General features: G+C 43.2%; 18 protein-coding genes. 10 read left to right on the forward strand and 8 right to left on the reverse strand.

From position 1 onward, the window contains the following. Positions 1–2 precede the first annotated feature (2 nt). The 3 genes from GQS54_RS00760 to GQS54_RS00770 all read right to left on the reverse strand — a co-directional run bounded on the left by GQS54_RS00760 (position 3) and on the right by GQS54_RS00770 (position 1864). On the reverse strand, positions 3–506 hold the full coding sequence (locus GQS54_RS00760) for a DUF2062 domain-containing protein (protein WP_166422102.1): 504 nt from the start codon (positions 504–506) through the stop codon (positions 3–5). 41 nt (positions 507–547) lie between these two features. Continuing rightward, complete coding sequence (locus tag GQS54_RS00765; RefSeq protein WP_166422103.1) at positions 548–1189, reverse strand: LysE family translocator; 642 nt, start codon at positions 1187–1189, stop codon at positions 548–550. A 75-nt stretch (positions 1190–1264) separates the two neighbouring features. After that, positions 1265–1864: a TIGR04211 family SH3 domain-containing protein gene (locus GQS54_RS00770; protein ID WP_158768533.1), complete on the reverse strand. Its 600-nt coding sequence runs from the start codon at positions 1862–1864 to the stop codon at positions 1265–1267. A gap of 157 nt (positions 1865–2021) precedes the next feature. Between GQS54_RS00770 and GQS54_RS00775 the strand changes: the two genes are divergently transcribed. The 3 genes from GQS54_RS00775 (at position 2022) to GQS54_RS00785 (ending at position 6737) form a co-directional block, all read left to right on the forward strand. Continuing rightward, positions 2022–3416, forward strand: coding sequence for a CYTH domain-containing protein (locus tag GQS54_RS00775; RefSeq protein WP_166422104.1), 1395 nt, complete (start codon positions 2022–2024; stop codon positions 3414–3416). Between the two features lie 239 nt (positions 3417–3655). Next, the gene (locus GQS54_RS00780) at positions 3656–5296 is read left to right on the forward strand and encodes an acetolactate synthase large subunit (RefSeq protein WP_166422105.1); all 1641 of its coding nucleotides are present in this window, start codon (positions 3656–3658) and stop codon (positions 5294–5296) included. 10 nt (positions 5297–5306) lie between these two features. After that, positions 5307–6737 (forward strand): aldehyde dehydrogenase family protein, encoded by a 1431-nt coding sequence (locus GQS54_RS00785; RefSeq protein ID WP_166422106.1) that lies wholly within the window; start codon positions 5307–5309, stop codon positions 6735–6737. Positions 6738–6839: 102 nt separating this feature from the next. On the opposite strand, the gene mutH is transcribed toward GQS54_RS00785, so the two are convergent. Both mutH and GQS54_RS00795 read right to left on the reverse strand, forming a co-directional pair. Next, entirely contained in the window at positions 6840–7517 is a 678-nt protein-coding gene (gene mutH / locus GQS54_RS00790) for a DNA mismatch repair endonuclease MutH (RefSeq protein ID WP_166422107.1), read from the reverse strand. Further along, positions 7504–8145 (reverse strand): lysoplasmalogenase, encoded by a 642-nt coding sequence (locus tag GQS54_RS00795; protein WP_166422108.1) that lies wholly within the window; start codon positions 8143–8145, stop codon positions 7504–7506. The genes mutH and GQS54_RS00795 overlap by 14 nt, the downstream gene beginning before the upstream one ends. 59 nt (positions 8146–8204) lie before the next feature. On the opposite strand from GQS54_RS00795, the gene rppH reads away from it, so the two are divergent. From rppH to GQS54_RS00820, 5 genes are all read left to right on the forward strand, one after another. After that, the gene (gene rppH, locus GQS54_RS00800; protein ID WP_166422109.1) at positions 8205–8729 is read left to right on the forward strand and encodes an RNA pyrophosphohydrolase; all 525 of its coding nucleotides are present in this window, start codon (positions 8205–8207) and stop codon (positions 8727–8729) included. 9 nt (positions 8730–8738) lie between these two features. Next, positions 8739–11027: a phosphoenolpyruvate--protein phosphotransferase gene (ptsP, locus tag GQS54_RS00805; RefSeq protein ID WP_166422110.1), complete on the forward strand. Its 2289-nt coding sequence runs from the start codon at positions 8739–8741 to the stop codon at positions 11025–11027. 15 nt (positions 11028–11042) lie between these two features. After that, positions 11043–11843 (forward strand): sulfite exporter TauE/SafE family protein, encoded by an 801-nt coding sequence (locus GQS54_RS00810; RefSeq protein ID WP_166422111.1) that lies wholly within the window; start codon positions 11043–11045, stop codon positions 11841–11843. A gap of 9 nt (positions 11844–11852) precedes the next feature. Beyond that, on the forward strand, positions 11853–12692 hold the full coding sequence (gene lgt, locus GQS54_RS00815) for a prolipoprotein diacylglyceryl transferase (protein WP_166422112.1): 840 nt from the start codon (positions 11853–11855) through the stop codon (positions 12690–12692). 167 nt (positions 12693–12859) lie between these two features. After that, positions 12860–13642 (forward strand): RhlG family 3-oxoacyl-ACP reductase, encoded by a 783-nt coding sequence (locus GQS54_RS00820; protein ID WP_166422113.1) that lies wholly within the window; start codon positions 12860–12862, stop codon positions 13640–13642. 61 nt (positions 13643–13703) lie between these two features. Here the strand turns inward: GQS54_RS00820 and GQS54_RS00825 are convergent, their stop codons facing one another. Next, the gene (locus GQS54_RS00825) at positions 13704–14174 is read right to left on the reverse strand and encodes a Dps family protein (RefSeq protein WP_166422114.1); all 471 of its coding nucleotides are present in this window, start codon (positions 14172–14174) and stop codon (positions 13704–13706) included. Between the two features lie 275 nt (positions 14175–14449). On the opposite strand from GQS54_RS00825, the gene GQS54_RS00830 reads away from it, so the two are divergent. Both GQS54_RS00830 and GQS54_RS00835 read left to right on the forward strand, forming a co-directional pair. Next, positions 14450–15082 carry a CPBP family intramembrane glutamic endopeptidase gene (locus GQS54_RS00830; RefSeq protein ID WP_166422115.1) on the forward strand — a complete coding sequence of 211 codons (633 nt, stop codon included), beginning with the start codon at positions 14450–14452 and terminating at the stop codon, positions 15080–15082. A gap of 261 nt (positions 15083–15343) precedes the next feature. Further along, positions 15344–16636: an outer membrane protein transport protein gene (locus GQS54_RS00835; RefSeq protein ID WP_166422116.1), complete on the forward strand. Its 1293-nt coding sequence runs from the start codon at positions 15344–15346 to the stop codon at positions 16634–16636. Positions 16637–16689: 53 nt separating this feature from the next. Here the strand turns inward: GQS54_RS00835 and GQS54_RS00840 are convergent, their stop codons facing one another. Then, entirely contained in the window at positions 16690–17568 is an 879-nt protein-coding gene (locus GQS54_RS00840) for a DMT family transporter (protein WP_166422117.1), read from the reverse strand. A 137-nt stretch (positions 17569–17705) separates the two neighbouring features. Further along, a complete protein-coding gene (locus GQS54_RS00845; protein ID WP_166422118.1) occupies positions 17706–18557 on the reverse strand; it encodes a thymidylate synthase in 852 nt (283 codons plus the stop codon). Positions 18558–18637 lie beyond the last annotated feature (80 nt).

Here is an 18637-nt window from a genome sequence, read left to right on the forward strand (position 1 = left end):
GTTTACTCTCCTAGCGTCTGGTAGATTTGATAAATACGACTGCCTTTAAGGAACTGAACAATCTTTAACTTGTTTATCCATTGCATGAATCGTACGCGATATTGAACGACTAAAATTTTACTGATCACCAGTATAAAGGGTGCCAAAATTAGACTGAACAGTAAACTTCCCAGCGTAAGGGTATGATAAAACTGAGTAAGTTGACCGAATGTTGAATTATATAAACTGGTCCATAATCCCGTTAAGTCTGTTGATGTCAGTAGGGATTCGCCTATATCGGCCATCATAGGGTTTAACAGCAGCGTAAAACCAGAAAACAGTGCGTAAGCGAGCAGGAAGGTACTGAGGTTAACCCGTAAAAAAAGTACGATAAACAGAATGAGTACACTGTGTAGGCCGATAAAAGGGGTTAAACCCATAATCATCCCTAACATTACGCCAAAAGCGAGTTGCCAAGGACTGTCGTCCGAGTTCAAAGCTTTAAGCAGCTTGGCCAATAGTTGCATGGGTAAGTCCTTATATTAATTGTAATTTAAATCAAATAACGTTAGCTACGACTAACCAGTTCGTCAATTGCAATGTAACTTCCGAGTGTCAATAATAACCCACCGCTGAGACGGTTTTGCCACATTTCAAAGGCGGGGTGACGACTCAGCCATTTGCCTAATTTTCCAGCAAGCATGGCCACCGATACGTCGCAAATAAACGCGATAAGCGCATACATAAGCCCCAACACAGCAAACTGCCCAATAACGGATCCCGAATCCTCTTTGATGAATTGAGGCAAAAATGCAATGAAAAACAGTGCTGTTTTTGGATTGGTCAGTTCAACTAATATACTTTGCGCGAAAATGCGCGGGGTTGACATCACTGTTATTTTAGGTTTGTCTTCATCTTGGTGTTTACGACTAAATAGGTATAACCACCCAAGGTAAAGTAAGTATGCCGCACCTGCGAGTTTCAGCAATATAAATGCCAGTGGCGAATAAATAAAAATCGCGGCTAAACCAAATGCGGTCGCTAAAACGTAAACAAAAGATCCTACTGCCATACCACCTGCTGCAGCGATGCCTGCTTGATGGCCCTGATTAATACTGCGGGCCATGATGTACAAATTTGACGGCCCAGGGGATAAGCTAAGTAAGAGCGCAGCGATGGAAAACGATAACAGTATATCTAAAGATGGCATGGTGACTTCCGTGGAATAAAAGTATAAAGCCGCCTTGGGGCGGCTTTATACACCAATGAGGAATATCCTAAAAATTTACATCCAAGTATCGCTTTTACGGCGTTTTTTAGGCAAGTAAGCCACAATTACACCTAGTATCAAACTGATGAGCGCGACAATACCACCTCGTGTGAACCACTGCATTTTTGCAGTTTGATCGGCGGCATCCAGCTTCTGACTAAAATCGGCATTTTGCTCTTCAAGGGTTTTCAATTGCTTCGTTAGTCTATTGTTCTGGGATTGAAGCTCAGAAAATTGCTGGCGTAAACTATCATTTTCATTTTGTTGAGCGGAGGTACTTTGGGTCGCATCAGCCAACTGCTGCTGAAGCCCTGGCACCAATTCGCGTAAACTTTTTTGTTTACTAACAAACTCCCCATCAACCCAACCAGTACGGTCTTTGTCATCGACAATTTCAACATAATTGCTTTCACTGTCGGTGCGCAGAACTGTTACTTCAGATCCTGCGATGATAGAGCCCAAAATACGGTAATTTCTACCTGGTCCAGAATGTATAAAAGTAAATAAATCATCTGAAATATATTGCGTTTCACCCTGTGATTGTTGAGCACTTGCTTGAATAGTAGGCAACAAAAATAAGGCGCAGGTAACACTGATCAAAAATCGCTTTAGCATAATAAATATATAGTCTCTGAATGTCTGGCTCGATCTTATGGCCTAGCTATTGGAAAGGCAATAGGTGAACCGGATTAGTCTTACACCTTGACCTTTGCGTTGTACTGCACAAAAGGGAAAGGTAAGGTACTTTTTTAAAAATTAAATGACAATCACTATGGACATAGAAATTGAATTAAAGTTGCTTGCAACCCCAAGTGCATATCAAGATATTTTATCTTGGCTAGCGCAAAGTCGACTAAATTACACTGATTCCGCTGGGAAGCAACTGCGCAATGATTACTTCGAAACAACTCAGCGTACATTGCGTAAACATGACATAGGCTTGCGTATCAGAGGTTGCAATGGTGAATTTGAACAAACGGTAAAAACCAAAGGAATAGTCGTGGCAGGTATGCACCAGCGTCCAGAATATAATGTTCCGCTGCCGAGCCCAGACTTGAAATTAGATTTGTTTGACCCGCAAATTTGGCCTAAGTCGATAGATTTAACTACCCTAGAAAACGATTTGTATCTCATGTTTTCCACTGATTTTTTGCGTCACACCTTTGTTATTACACTTTCAGATGCTACTCAAGTTGAGTTGGTATTCGATCAGGGGAGTATTAGTGCTAATGGCCGCAGCGTCGAGATATGTGAGGTAGAACTGGAACTGAAAAAGGGCGATCCAGCGATGCTCTTTGAGATTGCCCAGCAACTTGTTTGCATTACCCCTTTACGCTTTGGTATGCAGTCAAAGGCTGCCAGAGGTTATCGCTTAGCAGATAACGCGGCACCGCAAGGCTACCAACCCCCGGCGAAATTCAACATAAAAACAGATATGTCGACTGCTCAAGGTGCTATTGCAGCACTCGAGCAGTCGCTTAATGTTTGGCAAGGTGGTGAAGATGCGTTTTATCAAAGCCAAAGCATTAATGACTGGCGTACGATTAAAGCGGGTATGTTGCTGGTTCAAGAAACGTTAAGTCTATTTGAAGAGCAATTTAACCCAGCAAAGAAACAACAATTTATAACATTAACTCATCATTTAACGTCGTTGCTAGAGCAACATGCGGGAGTCGAACTATGTCTTAGTGCGCAGGCGTTAAGCAACGAAAACAGCGAGTTCCTTGTCGCCGCTCCCCACGCATTCGAACTTAAGGCAAAACTGGCAACCTTAGCGTCAACTGCTACTTTACTGACTAAGATGAATAACTTGCTCAGTAATAAGCAAAATATACAGTTACAACTGGCTTTTGGCGCGTTGTTACTAGATGAATCAAAAGCGCCTACTGTGTGTGATAGGTCTTTGCGTTGCTTCATAGATGAAAAACTCAGCAGTGTAGATGATGGGTTAGCAAGCGCACGCAATAAGTTAGCGTTTTTCAAGGTCTTATGCTTGGACCTGAAATTCCCTATTGCTATAGATAAAAATGATGACCCATGGTCAGTGCTGCGCCAAGAGGATAAAAGTAGTTTGCGCACAGCTCTTATTAAGTTGCTTCGCCAGAATACGCTAGGATTGCAGCCAGAGGTAACAGAAAACGTGCTGACTTGGTGTATTAAGAATTAATCGATTTAAGTAATCGGTTTTTCATACTTTAATCTTTTTTGTTAAATGGCATGCTAGGCAACATAGCAAAAGCTTAGCTGATCAAATGCTCGTCGGTTGGCACAGTAAACCTTAGATACGGAACAAGAACACCGGTGAAAACCGGCGCGCTGAATGCGCTTAATAACAAAACCTGCGTGCTTAGTGCGCTTAACGATAAACCGGCGTGCTTAGTGCGCTTAAAAGAAAGTGGAGATTAAATGAAAGCGTCAGATTTATTTGTTAAAGCCCTCGAGGCAGAAGGTGTTGAATACATTTTTGGGATCCCTGGTGAAGAAAACCTGGACTTGTTGGAATCTTTACGAGACTCAGACATTAAATTGATATTAACCCGCCATGAGCAAGGTGCTGGCTTTATGGCTGCAACATATGGACGATTGACAGGTAAAGTAGGCGTGTGTTTATCAACACTCGGTCCTGGCGCGACTAACCTTGTTACACCAGGTGCATACGCTCAGTTAGGCGCCATGCCAATGCTAATGATCACTGGTCAAAAGCCAGTGAAGACTAGCAAGCAGGGCCGGTTTCAGGTAATTGATGTAGTCGATATGATGCGTTCAATCACTAAATACACTACGCAAGTTGTTAGCGGTGACCGCATCCCTTCGGTGGTCCGTGAAGCATTTCGCCTTGCACATGAAGAACGTCCAGGTGCGACCCATATTGAATTGCCTGAAGATATCGCTGCAGAAAATACCCAAGCTCAGCTGCTCAAGCCGAGTATTTCAAGACGTCCTATCGCAGAATATAAAGCGATTAATAAAGCCATTGAGATGATTGAAGGTGCCCGTTCACCATTGTTGCTTATCGGAGCGGCGGCGAATCGTAAGCTCACTTCAAAAATGCTAAAAGAATTTGTTGAAAAAACGGGTATTCCGTACGTGACGACCCAAATGGGTAAAGGCGTACTTGACGAATCTCATGCGTTATTTATGGGTAATACCGCGCTTTCATCTGGTGATTTCGTGCATCGAATTATCGATAGCTCTGACTTAATTATCAATGTTGGCCATGATGTTGTTGAGAAACCGCCATTTTTTATGCAGCACGGTGGTCGAGAAGTCATTCATATTAACTTTGAAACCGCAGCGGTCGATCCCGTGTATTTTCCACAACTTGAAGTGGTAGGTGATATTGCTAACAGTATTTGGCAGATTAAAGAGCAAATTCAGCAGCAAAGTGCATGGGAATTTAGTTTCTTCAAAAAAGCACACCAAGCATTTTTAGATCATAAAGCGGAAAGTGAAAATGACGATCGTTTTCCTGTGTTACCCGAACGTTTTGTGCGCGATATACGTGAAGCGATGCCTAAAGATGGCATCGTCACACTAGATAACGGCGTGTATAAAATTTGGTTTGCACGTAATTATCCTGCAGCGTTGACAAATACCTTGTTGCTAGATAACGCGTTGGCAACGATGGGCGCTGGTTTACCTTCTGCCTTGGCAGCCAAAATGGTTCATCCTGACAAGCCTGTGCTGACGGTATGTGGTGATGGCGGATTTATGATGAACAGCCAAGAGTTAGAAACGGCCGTGCGGTTGAAATTGCATATAGTCGTCGTCATCTTAAGAGATGATGCGTATGGCATGATCAAGTGGAAACAAGCCAACATGAAATTTGCGAATTATGGTTTAGATTATGGCAACCCTGATTTTGTAAAGTACGCAGAGAGCTATGGTGCCAAAGGTTGGAGAGTTGAAGCAGCTGATGAGATTTTGCCTCTTGTAAAAGCCTGTTTGGCAGAGCCCGGTGTACATGTTATTGATGTGCCGGTCGACTATAGCCTAAATGACAAGACGTTAAACGAAACTATCCGCGAACGTAGTCAGCAACTATAAGGAAAACAGCATGTTAGCAAAAGAATATCCCTATTATTTGGCGAGTAAAGCCGTTTACGCGAATCGCGATTTGAAGATCACCAATAAGTATACGGGTGAAGTGGCGACTTATGCGGCATTGGCTGACGCCGCCGTTATTGATAAAGCCATTGCGGCCGCTGAGAAAGCCCAGCCATTGCTTAATAAAATGGCTCCTTATGAACGACAAGCCATTCTTAATCACTGTGTAAAACGCTTTGAAGAACGCTTTGATGAATTAGCTCACGCACTGTGTATTGAAGCGGGTAAGCCCATCAAAGATGCTCGAGGCGAAGTAACACGTTTAATCGACACCTTTAGAATTGCAGCGGAAGAGTCTGTGCGCATGAAAGGCGAAGTGCTTAATCTGGAAATAACCCCTCGTGCTAAAGGGTATCAAGGCCAGTACAAGCGAGTGCCCATTGGACCATGTTCATTTATTTCTCCATTTAATTTCCCACTCAATTTAGCGGCCCACAAAATTGCACCTGCTCTAGCTGTGGGTTGTGCTTTTGTTATGAAGCCCGCAAGCCGCACCCCATTAGGCGCAATAATTATTGGCGAAGTGTTAGCAGAAACAGACTTGCCAGAAGGTGCATTCTCAATTTTACCTTGTAGTCGTGATGGTGCAGATTTATTTACTACTGACGAGCGTTTTAAATTACTGAGTTTTACTGGTTCACCCCAAGTTGGCTGGGAATTAAAAGCCAAAGCGGGTAAGAAGCCAGTGATCCTAGAGTTAGGTGGCAACGCAGCGTGCGTGGTGGATGAGGACACTGATTTAGACGATGCCATCGAGCGCATCATCTTTGGTGCTTATTATCAGTCCGGGCAAAGCTGCATTAGTGTGCAGCGTATCTTGGTTCACGAAAAACTGTATAGCGAATTCAAACAACGTTATACAGAAAAAGTGGCCAATTTAGTCCATGGTGACCCCCTTGATGAAAACACGTTTATCGGTCCGATGATTTCTGAATCGGAAGCAGAGCGCTTAGACACTTGGATCCAAGAAGCCGTGAAAGGCGGTGCGACTTTATTGGCTGGCGGCAAACGCGATGGTGCTATGTTGCAAGCAACCTTGTTAGAAGGGGTGGCTAACGATGCGACCGTAAATGCTGAGGAAGCGTTTGGGCCCGTGTCTATTATCAGCTCATTCAGTGACTTTGATGAAGCATTGAAAGAAGTGAATAACAGCCAATTCGGTTTGCAAGCAGGTGTATTCACCCGTGACATTTATAAAGCTCATAAAGCGTGGGACGAATTAGATGTGGGTGGAGTGGTGATTGGCGATGTGCCAAGTTGGCGTGTTGATAATATGCCCTACGGTGGTGTGAAAGAATCGGGCCTAGGCCGTGAAGGGATCACATATGCCATGGAAGATATGACAGAAATTAGATTAATGGTACTGCGTACACCACAGTAGTTTACTAATATTAGTCAGTTTACTAAGGCGCTAGAAGGCGCCTTTTTTTATGGTCCTAAATTATTTAAGGTGAGCAAATAGGGGCTTTGTGGTGAGCCGAATTTATTCGCCAAAGTAGTCAGCTAAAATTTTGCTGGTAAATTCTTTGCGTAAATAAAATCCTCTTGGTCTAGTTTGCACTATTTGGCCATTGCGACCGATGGCGTCTGTTAATGCACTGCCATTGGCTGCTTTAGGACGCAGTTGCAAATATTCACCGTGCCTAGCGGTAATATTCTCGATATCTCCCATGGCTATCATGTCCATTATCTCCTCCCAGTCCTGACGCAAAGCTGCCTCTTGCTCTGCTTGCAAAGACCACAGAAACGGCGTGGCGATACAGCGCTCACTTGGCGATATATCGCGCCTTCCATCAATTGGTACCCATAACACTTTGTTTAATTTATTGCGTACACTGCTGGTGGCCCAATGAATTCCCGCCACATCGGTTAAATGGGCATAACACACGTAGGTGGTTTCCAACGGTTTGCCGGTTAAATCAATAGGAATAGTTTTCAGTTCTACGCCAATATTGGCAAAGTCTTGCTGAGCTTTGGAACCCGCCTGGGCGCCAAGGGCTAGCTCGAGTAATTGACCGCTCCAACCTTTTTCGCGTTTGAAGTCCTTCGGAACACGAATATTGGCAATTTGGCCTAGCTCGCCCAATGTTAAGCCTGCTAATTGCTCGGCCCGTTGCAGTAACTCGTCGATGCTACAGGGAGGTACGCTAGGTAATTTCATGATCTTTTGCCAGTTGTATGCAGCCCAAAGCAATAAAAAACTGGGCGGCGTAATAAGTCCCCATGACGAATACAGACTGCATAGGTAAGGGAATAATAAAGGCGTTAACGGCTAATAAGCTATCTGATGCAACAAACAGCAGTGCACCAAGGCGTACTGAAGCTGTTGGGGTTTGCGCGCCCATTGCGGTGAAGACCATTGCGCTGATAACAACAAAATAAGCGATAACGGGCACCCGAAGGTTACCGACTGCTGGGACCAATAAAAACATCATTGCAAACAGATACCCACCAAACAAGCAGATAAATAACGGGGTGATACGTTTCAAATTTAGCCATTGTAGAAAAAACAGAGCGTATAAAATATGCGCCAATGCAAACGAGGCTAAACCTAAAACAAAACTATTTTGAATGGGCAAGGCAAGCAACATATCGCCACTGGCGCTGGTTAATATACCGCCTAATAACAGCCACTTTCGCGCTAAGCGACTGTGTCGCCATACAACCAAGGCCAGTAGTAATATGGGCAGAGCTTTGTGTATAAAGCTCCACGAATAGGGCGTACCCAGTGTTGTTGCGATATAGCTTAGGGCCAATAGCCCGTAAATTATTGTGATTATTCTATGCATAGTCAGTAGTTTATGGAAGAATGCCAATCAATAAAAGAATTGAATTCTCGGGAGTCTAAGTGATTGATGCCGAAGGATTCCGCGCCAACGTTGGCATAGTGATTTGCAATAGCCTAGGTCAAGTCTTTTGGGCAAGGCGCTATGGTCAACATTCTTGGCAGTTTCCGCAAGGCGGAATCGATGAAGGTGAAACTGCTGAACAAACCATGTATCGCGAACTTTACGAGGAAGTTGGACTAAAGCCAGAGCAAGTTAAAATTTTAGCGGTAACCAAAAATTGGTTGAGATACAAATTGCCTAAGCGCTTGATTCGCCAAGGTAGCGCACCTGTTTGTATCGGACAAAAGCAAAAATGGTTTTTGTTACAACTGACGTGCAAAGAGCAAGATGTTGATTTGCTACAATCTGGCCATCCTGAGTTTGATGATTGGCGCTGGGTAAGTTTTTGGTATCCGGTACGTAATGTGGTGTCGTTTAAGCGTGAAGTGTATCGTCGTGCAATGAAAGAATTCGCGCCTACCACCATGTCTTTAAGCGCCAAGCCGGCCCAGAGCCAAAGAAGTAAACGTAGACGCAAAAACTAAAGGGTTAATATGTTAACCAAGCTAAAACGCATCGTTAAAGAGGTGAATCAAAATCCCGTCCTAGATGATGCGCTTAGCGGTGTGGCAAAGAGTCTTAAAGAGGCAATTAAAGTCGACTCAGTCAGTATTTACCTAGCGAATTACGAAAAGCAGTGCTTTACTTTGCGCGCAACTGAAGGGTTGGCTAAAAGTGCGATAGGTAAGGTTTCAATAGGTTTTTCTGAAGGCTTGATAGGTTTGATTGGTCAACGTGAAGAGCCAATAAATATTAGTAATGCCCAAACTCACCCACGATTTAAACATTACCCCGAAGTACAGGAAGACCGATACCACGCTTTTTTAGGTGCCCCGATTATCCATCAGCGAAAAGTGTTAGGTGTGCTAACGTTACAACAGCAACGCAAACGCCTTTTTAGCCAAGATGAAGAAGCTTTTTTAGTCACACTTGCTATGCAGTTAGCTGTAGAAATAGTCAATGCGGAAGCCCGTGGTCGATTTAGCTTAAGCGACGAAAACTCAGAACAGAATGAGATTAAAACGTTAAAAGGTGTGCCAGGTTCATCAGGGTTAGCGGCGGGTGTGGGGGTCGTACAAAACTTATTGGTCAACTTGCGTAACCACGTTCCAAAGCGTAGCAACGACCACGATATTCAGGTACAACATTATCGTGCTGCTGTTAAGCAAACCCGCGAGCAAGTTGAGCTTTTATCTCAGCGCATTCAGGGGGAGGTGCCAGATGACGTGCAAGCCATTTTCACGCTTTATCAGCATTTACTCGATGCTAACAGTCTCGGGCGAGAAGTAGAGCAAAAAATTGCCTTGGGTTGGGATGCACCCACCTCACTCAAATTAGTCATTGAAACCTATATTGCTCAGTTTCAGGCGATGAGCGATGCTTATATGCGTGAACGAGCTGTCGATGTGGAAGATTTATCCAATCGTATATTGGCCAATTTACTTAATTTGGATACAACCCGTTTACCCCGTGAAGAGTTACCTGAAAAATGTATCTTGGTGGCCGAAGAGTTAACAGCGACCATGTTGGCTGAATTTCCAAAAGGTCGCTTGTGTGGCTTGATTTCTATTCGAGGTTCGAGTAATTCTCACGCAGCTATTATGGCTCGAGCCTTGGGCGTGCCAGCGGTTATGGGGGTTACAGGTGTGCCACCGTCACTGTTGAATGACAAGGATATTTTGCTCGATGGGTATACCGGCGCAATTATTGTTTCGCCAAATCAGACAATTGAGCGTGAGTTTCAGCAGCTTATTCATGAAGAACAATTACTAAGTGATAAAATTCTTGCTCAGGATGACTTGCCTGCACTAACCAAAGATAACTGTCAGTTGAGCTTAATGGTTAATGCTGGACTGTCGGCTGAAATTGAAAATACCTATTCAAAATATGCAGATGGCGTTGGCTTATTCCGCACCGAAATTCCGTTTATGATGCGCCAACGTTTCCCAACAGAGAAGGAACAGGTCGAGCTATACCGAGCTATGCTTATCGCTGAGCCTGATAAACCCTTCACTATGCGGACCTTGGACGTAGGCGGAGATAAACCACTACCGTACTTTCCTATGTCTGAGGAGAATCCGTTCTTAGGCTGGCGAGGTATTAGGCTGACACTTGATCATCCTGAAGTGTTCTTGGTACAGATCCGCGCCATGTTACGAGCCAGCATAGGCTTGAAAAATCTGCAAATTATGCTCCCTATGATTACTTCTGTTAGTGAAGTACTAGAAGCAAAACGCTTAATTAGCCAAGCATTTTTTGAAGTTAAAGAAGAAACAAAAGAAAATGGCGGGTCGTTATATCAACCCAAAATTGGGGTGATGTTGGAAGTTCCAGCAGTAATATATCAAATGCCGCAGTTGGCGAAGATAGTCGACTTTTTCTCCGTGGGCAGTAACGATTTAACCCAATATTTGCTGGCGGTCGATCGGAATAACGCCCGGGTTTCAGAGTTATATGATAGTTATCATCCAGCTGTTCTTGCGGCATTATACGATATTGCTCAACAGGCAAATAAATTAGCCGTGCCTATCACCTTATGCGGTGAGTTAGCAGGTGAACCTGGCGGCACTATTTTACTGATGGCCATGGGCTATCGAAAACTGAGTATGAATAGCCATAGTGTGATGAAAATCAAGTGGGTCGCGCGAAGTGCCAGACTTGACGATGCCAAAATCCTGCTAGAAGAAGTATTAGCAATGAGTGATCCGAAAAACGTGCGCGAGCGTGTTAATCAATATCTTGAATCGATTGGTCTGGGCGCTCTTATCCGCGCAGGTAGTTAGCGGGGGTGATATAAAATGGATCCTGCATTATTTATATTGTTAGTGTGTTTGGGCCTCGGAGCCGTTGTGGGCCTATTCGCAGGTTTGCTAGGTATCGGTGGCGGCTTAATTATTGTGCCATCTTTACTCTATCTATTAACAGAACACGTGCACTTACCCCTTAAGGTAGCCATGCCTATGGCCATTGCTACTTCGCTTTCAACCATTGTTCTGACAGCCATTTCCTCATCTCGAGCGCATTATAAACTGGGTAACTTAAGGCAGTTTTATTTACTTTGGACCGGATTAGGCATATCGGTTGGTGCCATCATTGGTCCGCAGTTTGCCACTATGATCCCTGCTGAATCGTTAAAGACTTTATTTGCGATTTTGGTGTTAGTGATTGCGGCACAAATGATATTGCTGGGGAACAAGAGCGCTAAACGTGATGTCTCTAAGGAGATATTGCTGCTTATTGGCGTGATTACTGGTTGTATATCATCGGTGATGGGAATAGGTGGAGGTGCTATCATGGTGCCCGCGTTGTTATGGTGCCGGGTGGATATACGTATAGCAATCGGTTGTGCTGCATTTAGTGGTTTAGTGATTGCGCTATTTGGCTCCGCCAGCTTTATTGTCGCCGGCTGGGATAACGAACATTTACCTCAATGGGCAGTCGGCTTTATTTATTTGCCTGCTACTTTAGGTATCGTTTGTACGTCAGTCTTCACAGCCGGTGTTGGTGCGAAGCTCAGTCGCTCTTTGAATACCCAACTTTTAAAGAAAATTTTTGCCGGCTTTTTAGTTATTGTTAGCCTTCGAATGTTACTAGGATAAAAATTCAACATGGTAAGTAGTTATTTTACATTTCCGCAGATAGACCCCATCATTTTCAGTATTGGTCCGCTTAGTTTGCGTTGGTATGGTTTGATGTATCTTATAGGCTTTGCTGCTGCATTCTGGCTTGCTGGCGTGCGTTTATCGCGAACTAATTGGACGAAAGACCAACTGAGTGATTTATTGTTTTGGGGCTTCTTAGGTGTAATTTTAGGGGGGCGGATCGGTTATGTATTCTTCTATCAATTTGATCTCTTCTTATCTGATCCCATGTATTTGTTCAAAATATGGACTGGTGGTATGTCGTTCCATGGAGGGCTGTTGGGGGTTATCGCTGCCTTGTGGTGGTTTTCTCGAAAAGCCAAATGTAGTTTTCTGCAAGTAGGAGACTTTATTGTGCCGTTGGTGCCCATTGGTTTAGGGGCAGGGCGCATTGGTAACTTTATTAATGCAGAGCTGTGGGGACGCACTACGGATGTATCTTGGGGGGTTATATTTCCAGGAGCGGGTGCCTTGCCACGCCATCCATCGCAATTGTATGAATTTGCTCTTGAAGGCGTCGCCTTATTCATCATTCTTTGGCTTTATTCACGTAAGCCACGTCCTGTAGGGGCAGTTAGTGGTCTATTCTTGGTCTGTTATGGCTGTTTTCGTTTCTTTGTGGAGTTCTTCCGTGAACCGGATCAACACATCGGACTTTATGAAGGCGCATTTTCAATGGGAATTTCTCAAGGGCAAATTTTGTCTGCTCCCATGATTATCGGTGGACTGGTATTAATGGTTTGGTCGCTACGTCGCAATAAGATGGTAGAGATTCCAGCGACTCAACACAAAGGTGTGAAAGCTTAACCGTTTATTTATTTGTCTGGCTCACGTATTTCGTGAGCCAGTTTTGCGCAAAAAAATCTATTCTGCCCACGATATCTATACTTAATTATCACCCTAAAAAATAATCTGCGTTAGTTGTTCTTGTTAGTCTAAATCAACAATAATTGATTTATATTCAGGAGTATTTAATGCTGGAAAATTTGTTTTCAATGCAGGGCAAAGTATGCGTGGTTACTGGTGGATCTCGCGGGTTAGGTGCTTTTATGGCGCAGGGCTTTTTAGAAGCCGGTGCTAAACGAGTATATATTACTGCTCGCAAGGCTGAAGCTTGTTTGGACACGGCGAAAGAGTTGAGTCAGTTTGGTGATTGTGTCGCGCTGGTCGGCGATGTAGCCACAAGTGAAGGCGTGATGGACCTCGTGAAGCAACTAAATGACCGTGAACAACATATTGATGTATTGGTGAATAACGCCGGCACAGCATGGGGTGCACCTTTTGGTCAGTTTCCTGAAAAGGGTTGGGACAAAGTTATGGACCTCAACGTGAAGAGTCCGTTCTTTTTGACTCAGGCGCTGATGCCACTGCTCGAAAAAAATGCATCTAGCGAGAATACATCTTCGGTCATTAATATCGGCTCTATCGCTGGTATTGTGGGTAATGGACTGGATAATTTTAGTTATGCCGTTTCTAAGACTGCAATTCATCAAATGACACGCGTATTAGCCAATGAATTGGTTAGTAAACACATTCGCGTTAATGCTATTGCCCCTGGACGCTTTTATTCAAAAATGACTGAGTTTTTAAGCGAAGATAAAGAGGCATTTGAAGAAGAGTTACAGTCTATTCCTATGCGCCGCTGGGGAGAACCGTCTGATATCGCCGGAGTGGCAGTGATGTTAGCCAGTCGTGCTAGTGCGTTTATGACTGGACAAATATTACCGATTGATGGTGGCACAACACTTGTTAACTAATGTTGCCGATTACATATAAAAAAAGGGCTAGTAAACTAGCCCTTTTTAAACTGATTATTATTTATTTACGTGTAGCACGTAACATCCAAGAGGTTTTTTCGTGAATACGCATACGGTCTGATACCAACGCCGCAGTCGATTCATCATCACCAGCCTGAGCCAATTTCAAGACTTCTCGTGAGGTTTTCACGACTTGCTCATGGCCTTTCGTTAACAGGTCGATCATTTCAGCCGATGCAGGTACACCTTCAACTTCTTTAATCGAACTTAATTTTGCGAATTCTTTGTATGTGGCAGGTGCAGCAACATCTAAGGTGCGAATACGTTCAGCAATATCGTCTACCGCTGTGGCAAGCTCAATGTATTGCTCTTCAAACATTAAATGTAATTCACGAAATTGCGGGCCAGTCACATTCCAATGGAAATTATGGGTCTGTAGATACAATGTGTAAGAATCTGCTAATAACGCTTTTAACCCGTCAGCAATCTTCAATCTATCTGCTTCATCGATACCGATATTGATGGTCGTCATATATATCTCCTTAAGGACAGTTATTGAAAGGAATAAAAATTAAAATTTTTTATTTTTATACACAGATTATATGTGTCGTTTATAGGACATTTACAAGGGGGAATGCAAAAAATAATACTAATATGAAAGCTTTTTAGTGAGGAGTACTCATTACTGAACGGGCAGGTAAATTCTACTTCGCTCTTATATATTTAACCTGCTAACATATTTTCATGACAAAATTATGAACAAAAACTGCGCACTAATTGTATAATATTCCCTCTAGGAGTTTTTATATGCATTTGTTACGCTGGTCTGAGTTGACCGTTCTATTTTTATGTACCCCGCTGTTAATATTGTTTCTTGTTTCTGACTATGACACTTGGTTGATGCCCCTATTGCTGTTGATGGGAGGATATTGTCTGTGGTTATTGTGGCGAGACGTCGACTTTAACCGTTTTCGCCTATTTAATACCCATGACTTTTGGGTGCATATTCGTGCTTCGTTAAAGCTCTTTGTGCCAGCAGCTATAGCACTTGGGCTACTAGTACATTACTTTGCGCCGCAAATTCTATTTAAATTGCCCAGAGAAGATATTCAGTTTTGGTTAATAACATTGGCTATTTACCCAATTATTTCAGTTATCCCCCAAGAGCTGATCTTTAGAACCTTCTTTTTTCATCGCTATAAAGGCATTATTCCCTCGAAAAATATACGCTGGGCTCTGAGTACGTTGAGTTTCTCCCTTGCCCATGTAGTTTACGGAAACTGGATAGCAGTCGGCTTATCAGGTATTGGTGGGGTGCTCTTTGGTTATCGATATATGCAATCACGCTCAACATTGGTTGTAGTGATTGAACACTCTCTGTGGGGTTCGTATCTATTTACTTTGGGTGTTGGCGTATTTTTGCTGACGCAAAATATTTAACCGAGTTGTGCGGTACGGTTGTGCAAAAATACCGTTAAGCCCTAAATTGTTAAAGGTTGGTTAACAGCACAAAGATTAATGGTTAAATGCACTGGCGATAAAAACCTAATACGTGTGATTTGTACGATTTTACCGCAAAGTAATGGCATTTTATCGACTAATACTGACATTTTCATAACAAAAGCTATATTATCCGCCTCCTAATTTTTGGACAGACTCTACGCTTGTTGTTTGCGGTTATCCGAGTCATAAAGAGAACATATGAAATTAAATAAAATTCTTTTAGCGGCGGGTTTAAGTACCTTATCATTGAACACCTTCGCTGCTGCGTTTCAATTATCAGAGCACAGCGCTTCTGGTTTAGGTCGAGCATTTGCTGGTGACGCTGCTATTGCTGAAAATGCCTCTGTTGTTGCCCGTAATCCAGCTTTGATGTCACAGTTCAGTGAGAACCAATTGTCTGTTGTTGGTACATATATTGTGCCTGATGTGAGCCTAACAGGTGAGAGCGCACCAGTATATTCCAGTGCCGCTGGGTTAGACGATGACAGTATTGCCCCTGAAGCCTTTGTACCAGCTACTTACTTTGTTATGCCTATTGATGACAAATTCGCCGTCGGTTTTGGTCTTTTCTCAAACTTCGGACTGGCTACAGAGTTCGATGAAGATTATGCGGCAGGTCAGTTAGCGGGTAAAACTGAAATAGTGACCATCAACTTTAACAGCAGTGTTTCCTATAAGCTAAACGACCGTTTAACGGTTGCTGGTGGGCTTAATATTATTTATGCCGACGCAACGATTACCCGTCACTTAGGGGATTTCAGTAATGCCTTGGCTGCTAATGGTATAACTGTGCCAGCTAGTACATTAGCTGTGGACTTAGAAGGCGATGACTACGGTTACGGCTATAACCTCGGTGTAGCTTATGATATAGATGAAAATTCTCGCTTCGGATTTCATTACCGCAGTAAAGTTGATATCACCTTTGACGGTACGTATACCAATGAATTACCGCTTATCCCTAGCGTATTTCCCAATGGTCAGGCCGGTGAATCACAACCAGGTACAGTAAATATAGAATTACCTGCGATAGCTGAATTTTCAGGTAGTCATAAGTTAGACGAAAAATGGGGGCTTCATTACAGCGTAATGTGGACGCACTGGAGCAGTTTTGAGCGTTTAGAAGCGTATGTTCCTAGCCAAGAAGATCCTATTTTTGAAAAAGAAGAAAATTTCTCTGATAGCTTCCGTTACGCGATTGGAACCGATTACCAGTTAAATGCAAAAGTGAAATTACGTGCTGGTATTGCTTACGATGAGACACCTACAGACTCTCAATTGTTGTCTATTTCGATCCCTGATACTAATCGTTTGTGGTTAAGCGCTGGCGCAAACTACTTACTTGATGACAGTTCATCTATTGACTTAGGATTAAGCATTGTTCGTGGTCAAGACCGCACATTTACTGAAGCAGATGATGCTGGTGGTCAATGGGAGTTTAGTAGTGAAGGCAACGCTTTTATCTTAGCTGCCCAGTATAACTACGCGTTCTAAGCTTTATTAACGATTACATAAACCAGCTTTAAGTTAGACGTAAAGCTGGTTTTTTATGCCAAAATAACAAATATTGCACCGACAAGTATCATTCCCAACCCCAGTTTATCTGAACGTTGTAATTTTTCTCTAAACCATTTTGCTGAAATGAGCAGAGTGAAGAAAATCTCTACCTGCCCCAAGGTTTTCACTAGAGCCACCGTTTCTAAGCTCATCGCGGTAAACCAACCAATCGAACCGACAAAGCTACAAAAGCTAATAACAAATACCAATTTAGGCCTTACCCATAGTGCTCGCAGGGTACTGGGTTTGCGGATCAGTAACCACACCAGCATGACAATAGTTTGTACGAGTAAAATCCAAAACAATACGTATGCTGCACCTTGTAAAAACGGTAGCTTCGTCATTAAGCTGGCTTCACGCACTAAAAGCGTTGTGAAGGCAAAGCAAAGCCCACTCGCTAAACCGATTATCAGCGTCGGCCACGAAATATCTCTCATGCCTTTTGGCACACTCATTAGCCATACGGCAACCCCACCGATAACGACGCCAATCCAAGCTACATAAGAAAGCGGTGCGGCGAAGAATAACGCCCCTAAAACAGCTGCAATAACGGCTTCACTTTTCGCTAAACCAACGCCCATGGCAAAATTACGTAAACGGAATAACGTAACCATTAAAGCAGTGGCAAATATCTGTGATATTGCGCCCAATAGAATAATTAAGTAAAAATGCCATTCCATTATGGGAACCTCAGTATCATCATAATAGAACACAAGCGATACATAGATAGCGGCCATAGGAACGGCAAGTATAAAGCGTGCAAGGGTAACGCCCAATGTGTCAACGTCAACACTCAAGCGTTTTTGAAATGCATTTCGCCAAGACTGCATAAACGCAGCCAATAAGGTAAACGGGATCCACAAACTCATATTTAATGCCTGAAATTTTGGGCGTGGCCAATCTTAGCTAGACCTTAAGCTGCGTTGGTTGTGCAGTTGTGCTGGTTCGCCATGCAGTTACCTATGACGCTTCTAAAAACGCCTTTAGCTAAGGTGACTACTGATTTTTATACTGAGAATGGATACTTGATAGCTGGATGATGCTCGTAACCCTCAATACTGAAGTCATCCATAGTGACCCAGGTTTCCAAATCTTTTAGCGATTTAATCTCTGGATTAATAATGAGTCTTGGCATGGCCAGTGGTTCACGTGTTAACTGTACGTCGCGCATCAGTTCAAGTTGATCTTCATAAATATGAGCATTCACTATCTTATGGTATGCCATACCGGCTTTCTTGCCCGTAATCTGGGCAACAATGGCCAGTAGAAAATAGACTTGTACCATATTGAAATTTAGGCCTAATGGCACGTCACAACTGCGCTGAGTGCTATTTAAGAACAGAGTATCACCCAGTAAGGAAAAGTGATGGCTATACATACACGGACGTAAGCAGCCCATATGAAATGCCCCAGGGTGATAAAATGTGAGAATTTCACCTCGATCATCAATGCCATTTTTTAAATCGTGCACAATTTTAGCTAATAAATCGATACTTCCACCATCGGGTTTGGGAAAGTTTCGTCCTATTTTACCGTAGATTAACCCACAGTCGTCGTCACCTTTACGATAGGGATTATTCAACCAAGCTTGGTTTTCATTGGCATTGGCATCCCAAGTAGAAGTACCAATTTTCCGAAAATCTGCGGCGCTATCGTAGCCGCGAATATAGCCAATCATTTCGGCAATCGCGGACTTGTAAAAACTTTTACGGGTCGTTACCAGCGGGAACTCACCATTTGCAACATCATAACTGAGATCGGCGTTGATGACCGTCAGACATTTTTTGCCGGTTCTTTCGTTATTTACCCATATGCCATCTTCGACTATGCGTCGGCATAAATCCAGATATTGTTTCATAGCGTTTTGGTGACCACTTATTTAGAAATTACTGACGATATTTTAACAGATTATAAGCATTTGTTGGTCCGAAATTGTAG

Source organism: Paraglaciecola sp. 20A4 (assembly GCF_011378905.1).
GTDB lineage: Bacteria > Pseudomonadota > Gammaproteobacteria > Enterobacterales > Alteromonadaceae > Paraglaciecola.

Bases quoted from the DNA above. Each gene is read 5' to 3' on its own strand.
- GQS54_RS00835 (WP_166422116.1), top strand. From the start codon at position 15,344: ATGAAATTAAATAAAATTCTTTTAGCGGCGGGTTTAAGTACCTTATCA.
- GQS54_RS00765 (WP_166422103.1), bottom strand. From the start codon at position 1,189: ATGCCATCTTTAGATATACTGTTATCGTTTTCCATCGCTGCGCTCTTA.
- GQS54_RS00810 (WP_166422111.1), top strand. From the start codon at position 11,043: ATGGATCCTGCATTATTTATATTGTTAGTGTGTTTGGGCCTCGGAGCC.
- GQS54_RS00795 (WP_166422108.1), bottom strand. From the start codon at position 8,145: ATGCATAGAATAATCACAATAATTTACGGGCTATTGGCCCTAAGCTAT.
- GQS54_RS00760 (WP_166422102.1), bottom strand. From the start codon at position 506: ATGCAACTATTGGCCAAGCTGCTTAAAGCTTTGAACTCGGACGACAGT.
- GQS54_RS00845 (WP_166422118.1), bottom strand. From the start codon at position 18,557: ATGAAACAATATCTGGATTTATGCCGACGCATAGTCGAAGATGGCATA.
- lgt (WP_166422112.1), top strand. From the start codon at position 11,853: ATGGTAAGTAGTTATTTTACATTTCCGCAGATAGACCCCATCATTTTC.
- GQS54_RS00840 (WP_166422117.1), bottom strand. From the start codon at position 17,568: ATGAGTTTGTGGATCCCGTTTACCTTATTGGCTGCGTTTATGCAGTCT.
- GQS54_RS00775 (WP_166422104.1), top strand. From the start codon at position 2,022: ATGGACATAGAAATTGAATTAAAGTTGCTTGCAACCCCAAGTGCATAT.
- GQS54_RS00830 (WP_166422115.1), top strand. From the start codon at position 14,450: ATGCATTTGTTACGCTGGTCTGAGTTGACCGTTCTATTTTTATGTACC.
- GQS54_RS00820 (WP_166422113.1), top strand. From the start codon at position 12,860: ATGCTGGAAAATTTGTTTTCAATGCAGGGCAAAGTATGCGTGGTTACT.
- GQS54_RS00780 (WP_166422105.1), top strand. From the start codon at position 3,656: ATGAAAGCGTCAGATTTATTTGTTAAAGCCCTCGAGGCAGAAGGTGTT.
- GQS54_RS00785 (WP_166422106.1), top strand. From the start codon at position 5,307: ATGTTAGCAAAAGAATATCCCTATTATTTGGCGAGTAAAGCCGTTTAC.
- GQS54_RS00770 (WP_158768533.1), bottom strand. From the start codon at position 1,864: ATGCTAAAGCGATTTTTGATCAGTGTTACCTGCGCCTTATTTTTGTTG.
- mutH (WP_166422107.1), bottom strand. From the start codon at position 7,517: ATGAAATTACCTAGCGTACCTCCCTGTAGCATCGACGAGTTACTGCAA.
- ptsP (WP_166422110.1), top strand. From the start codon at position 8,739: ATGTTAACCAAGCTAAAACGCATCGTTAAAGAGGTGAATCAAAATCCC.
- GQS54_RS00825 (WP_166422114.1), bottom strand. From the start codon at position 14,174: ATGACGACCATCAATATCGGTATCGATGAAGCAGATAGATTGAAGATT.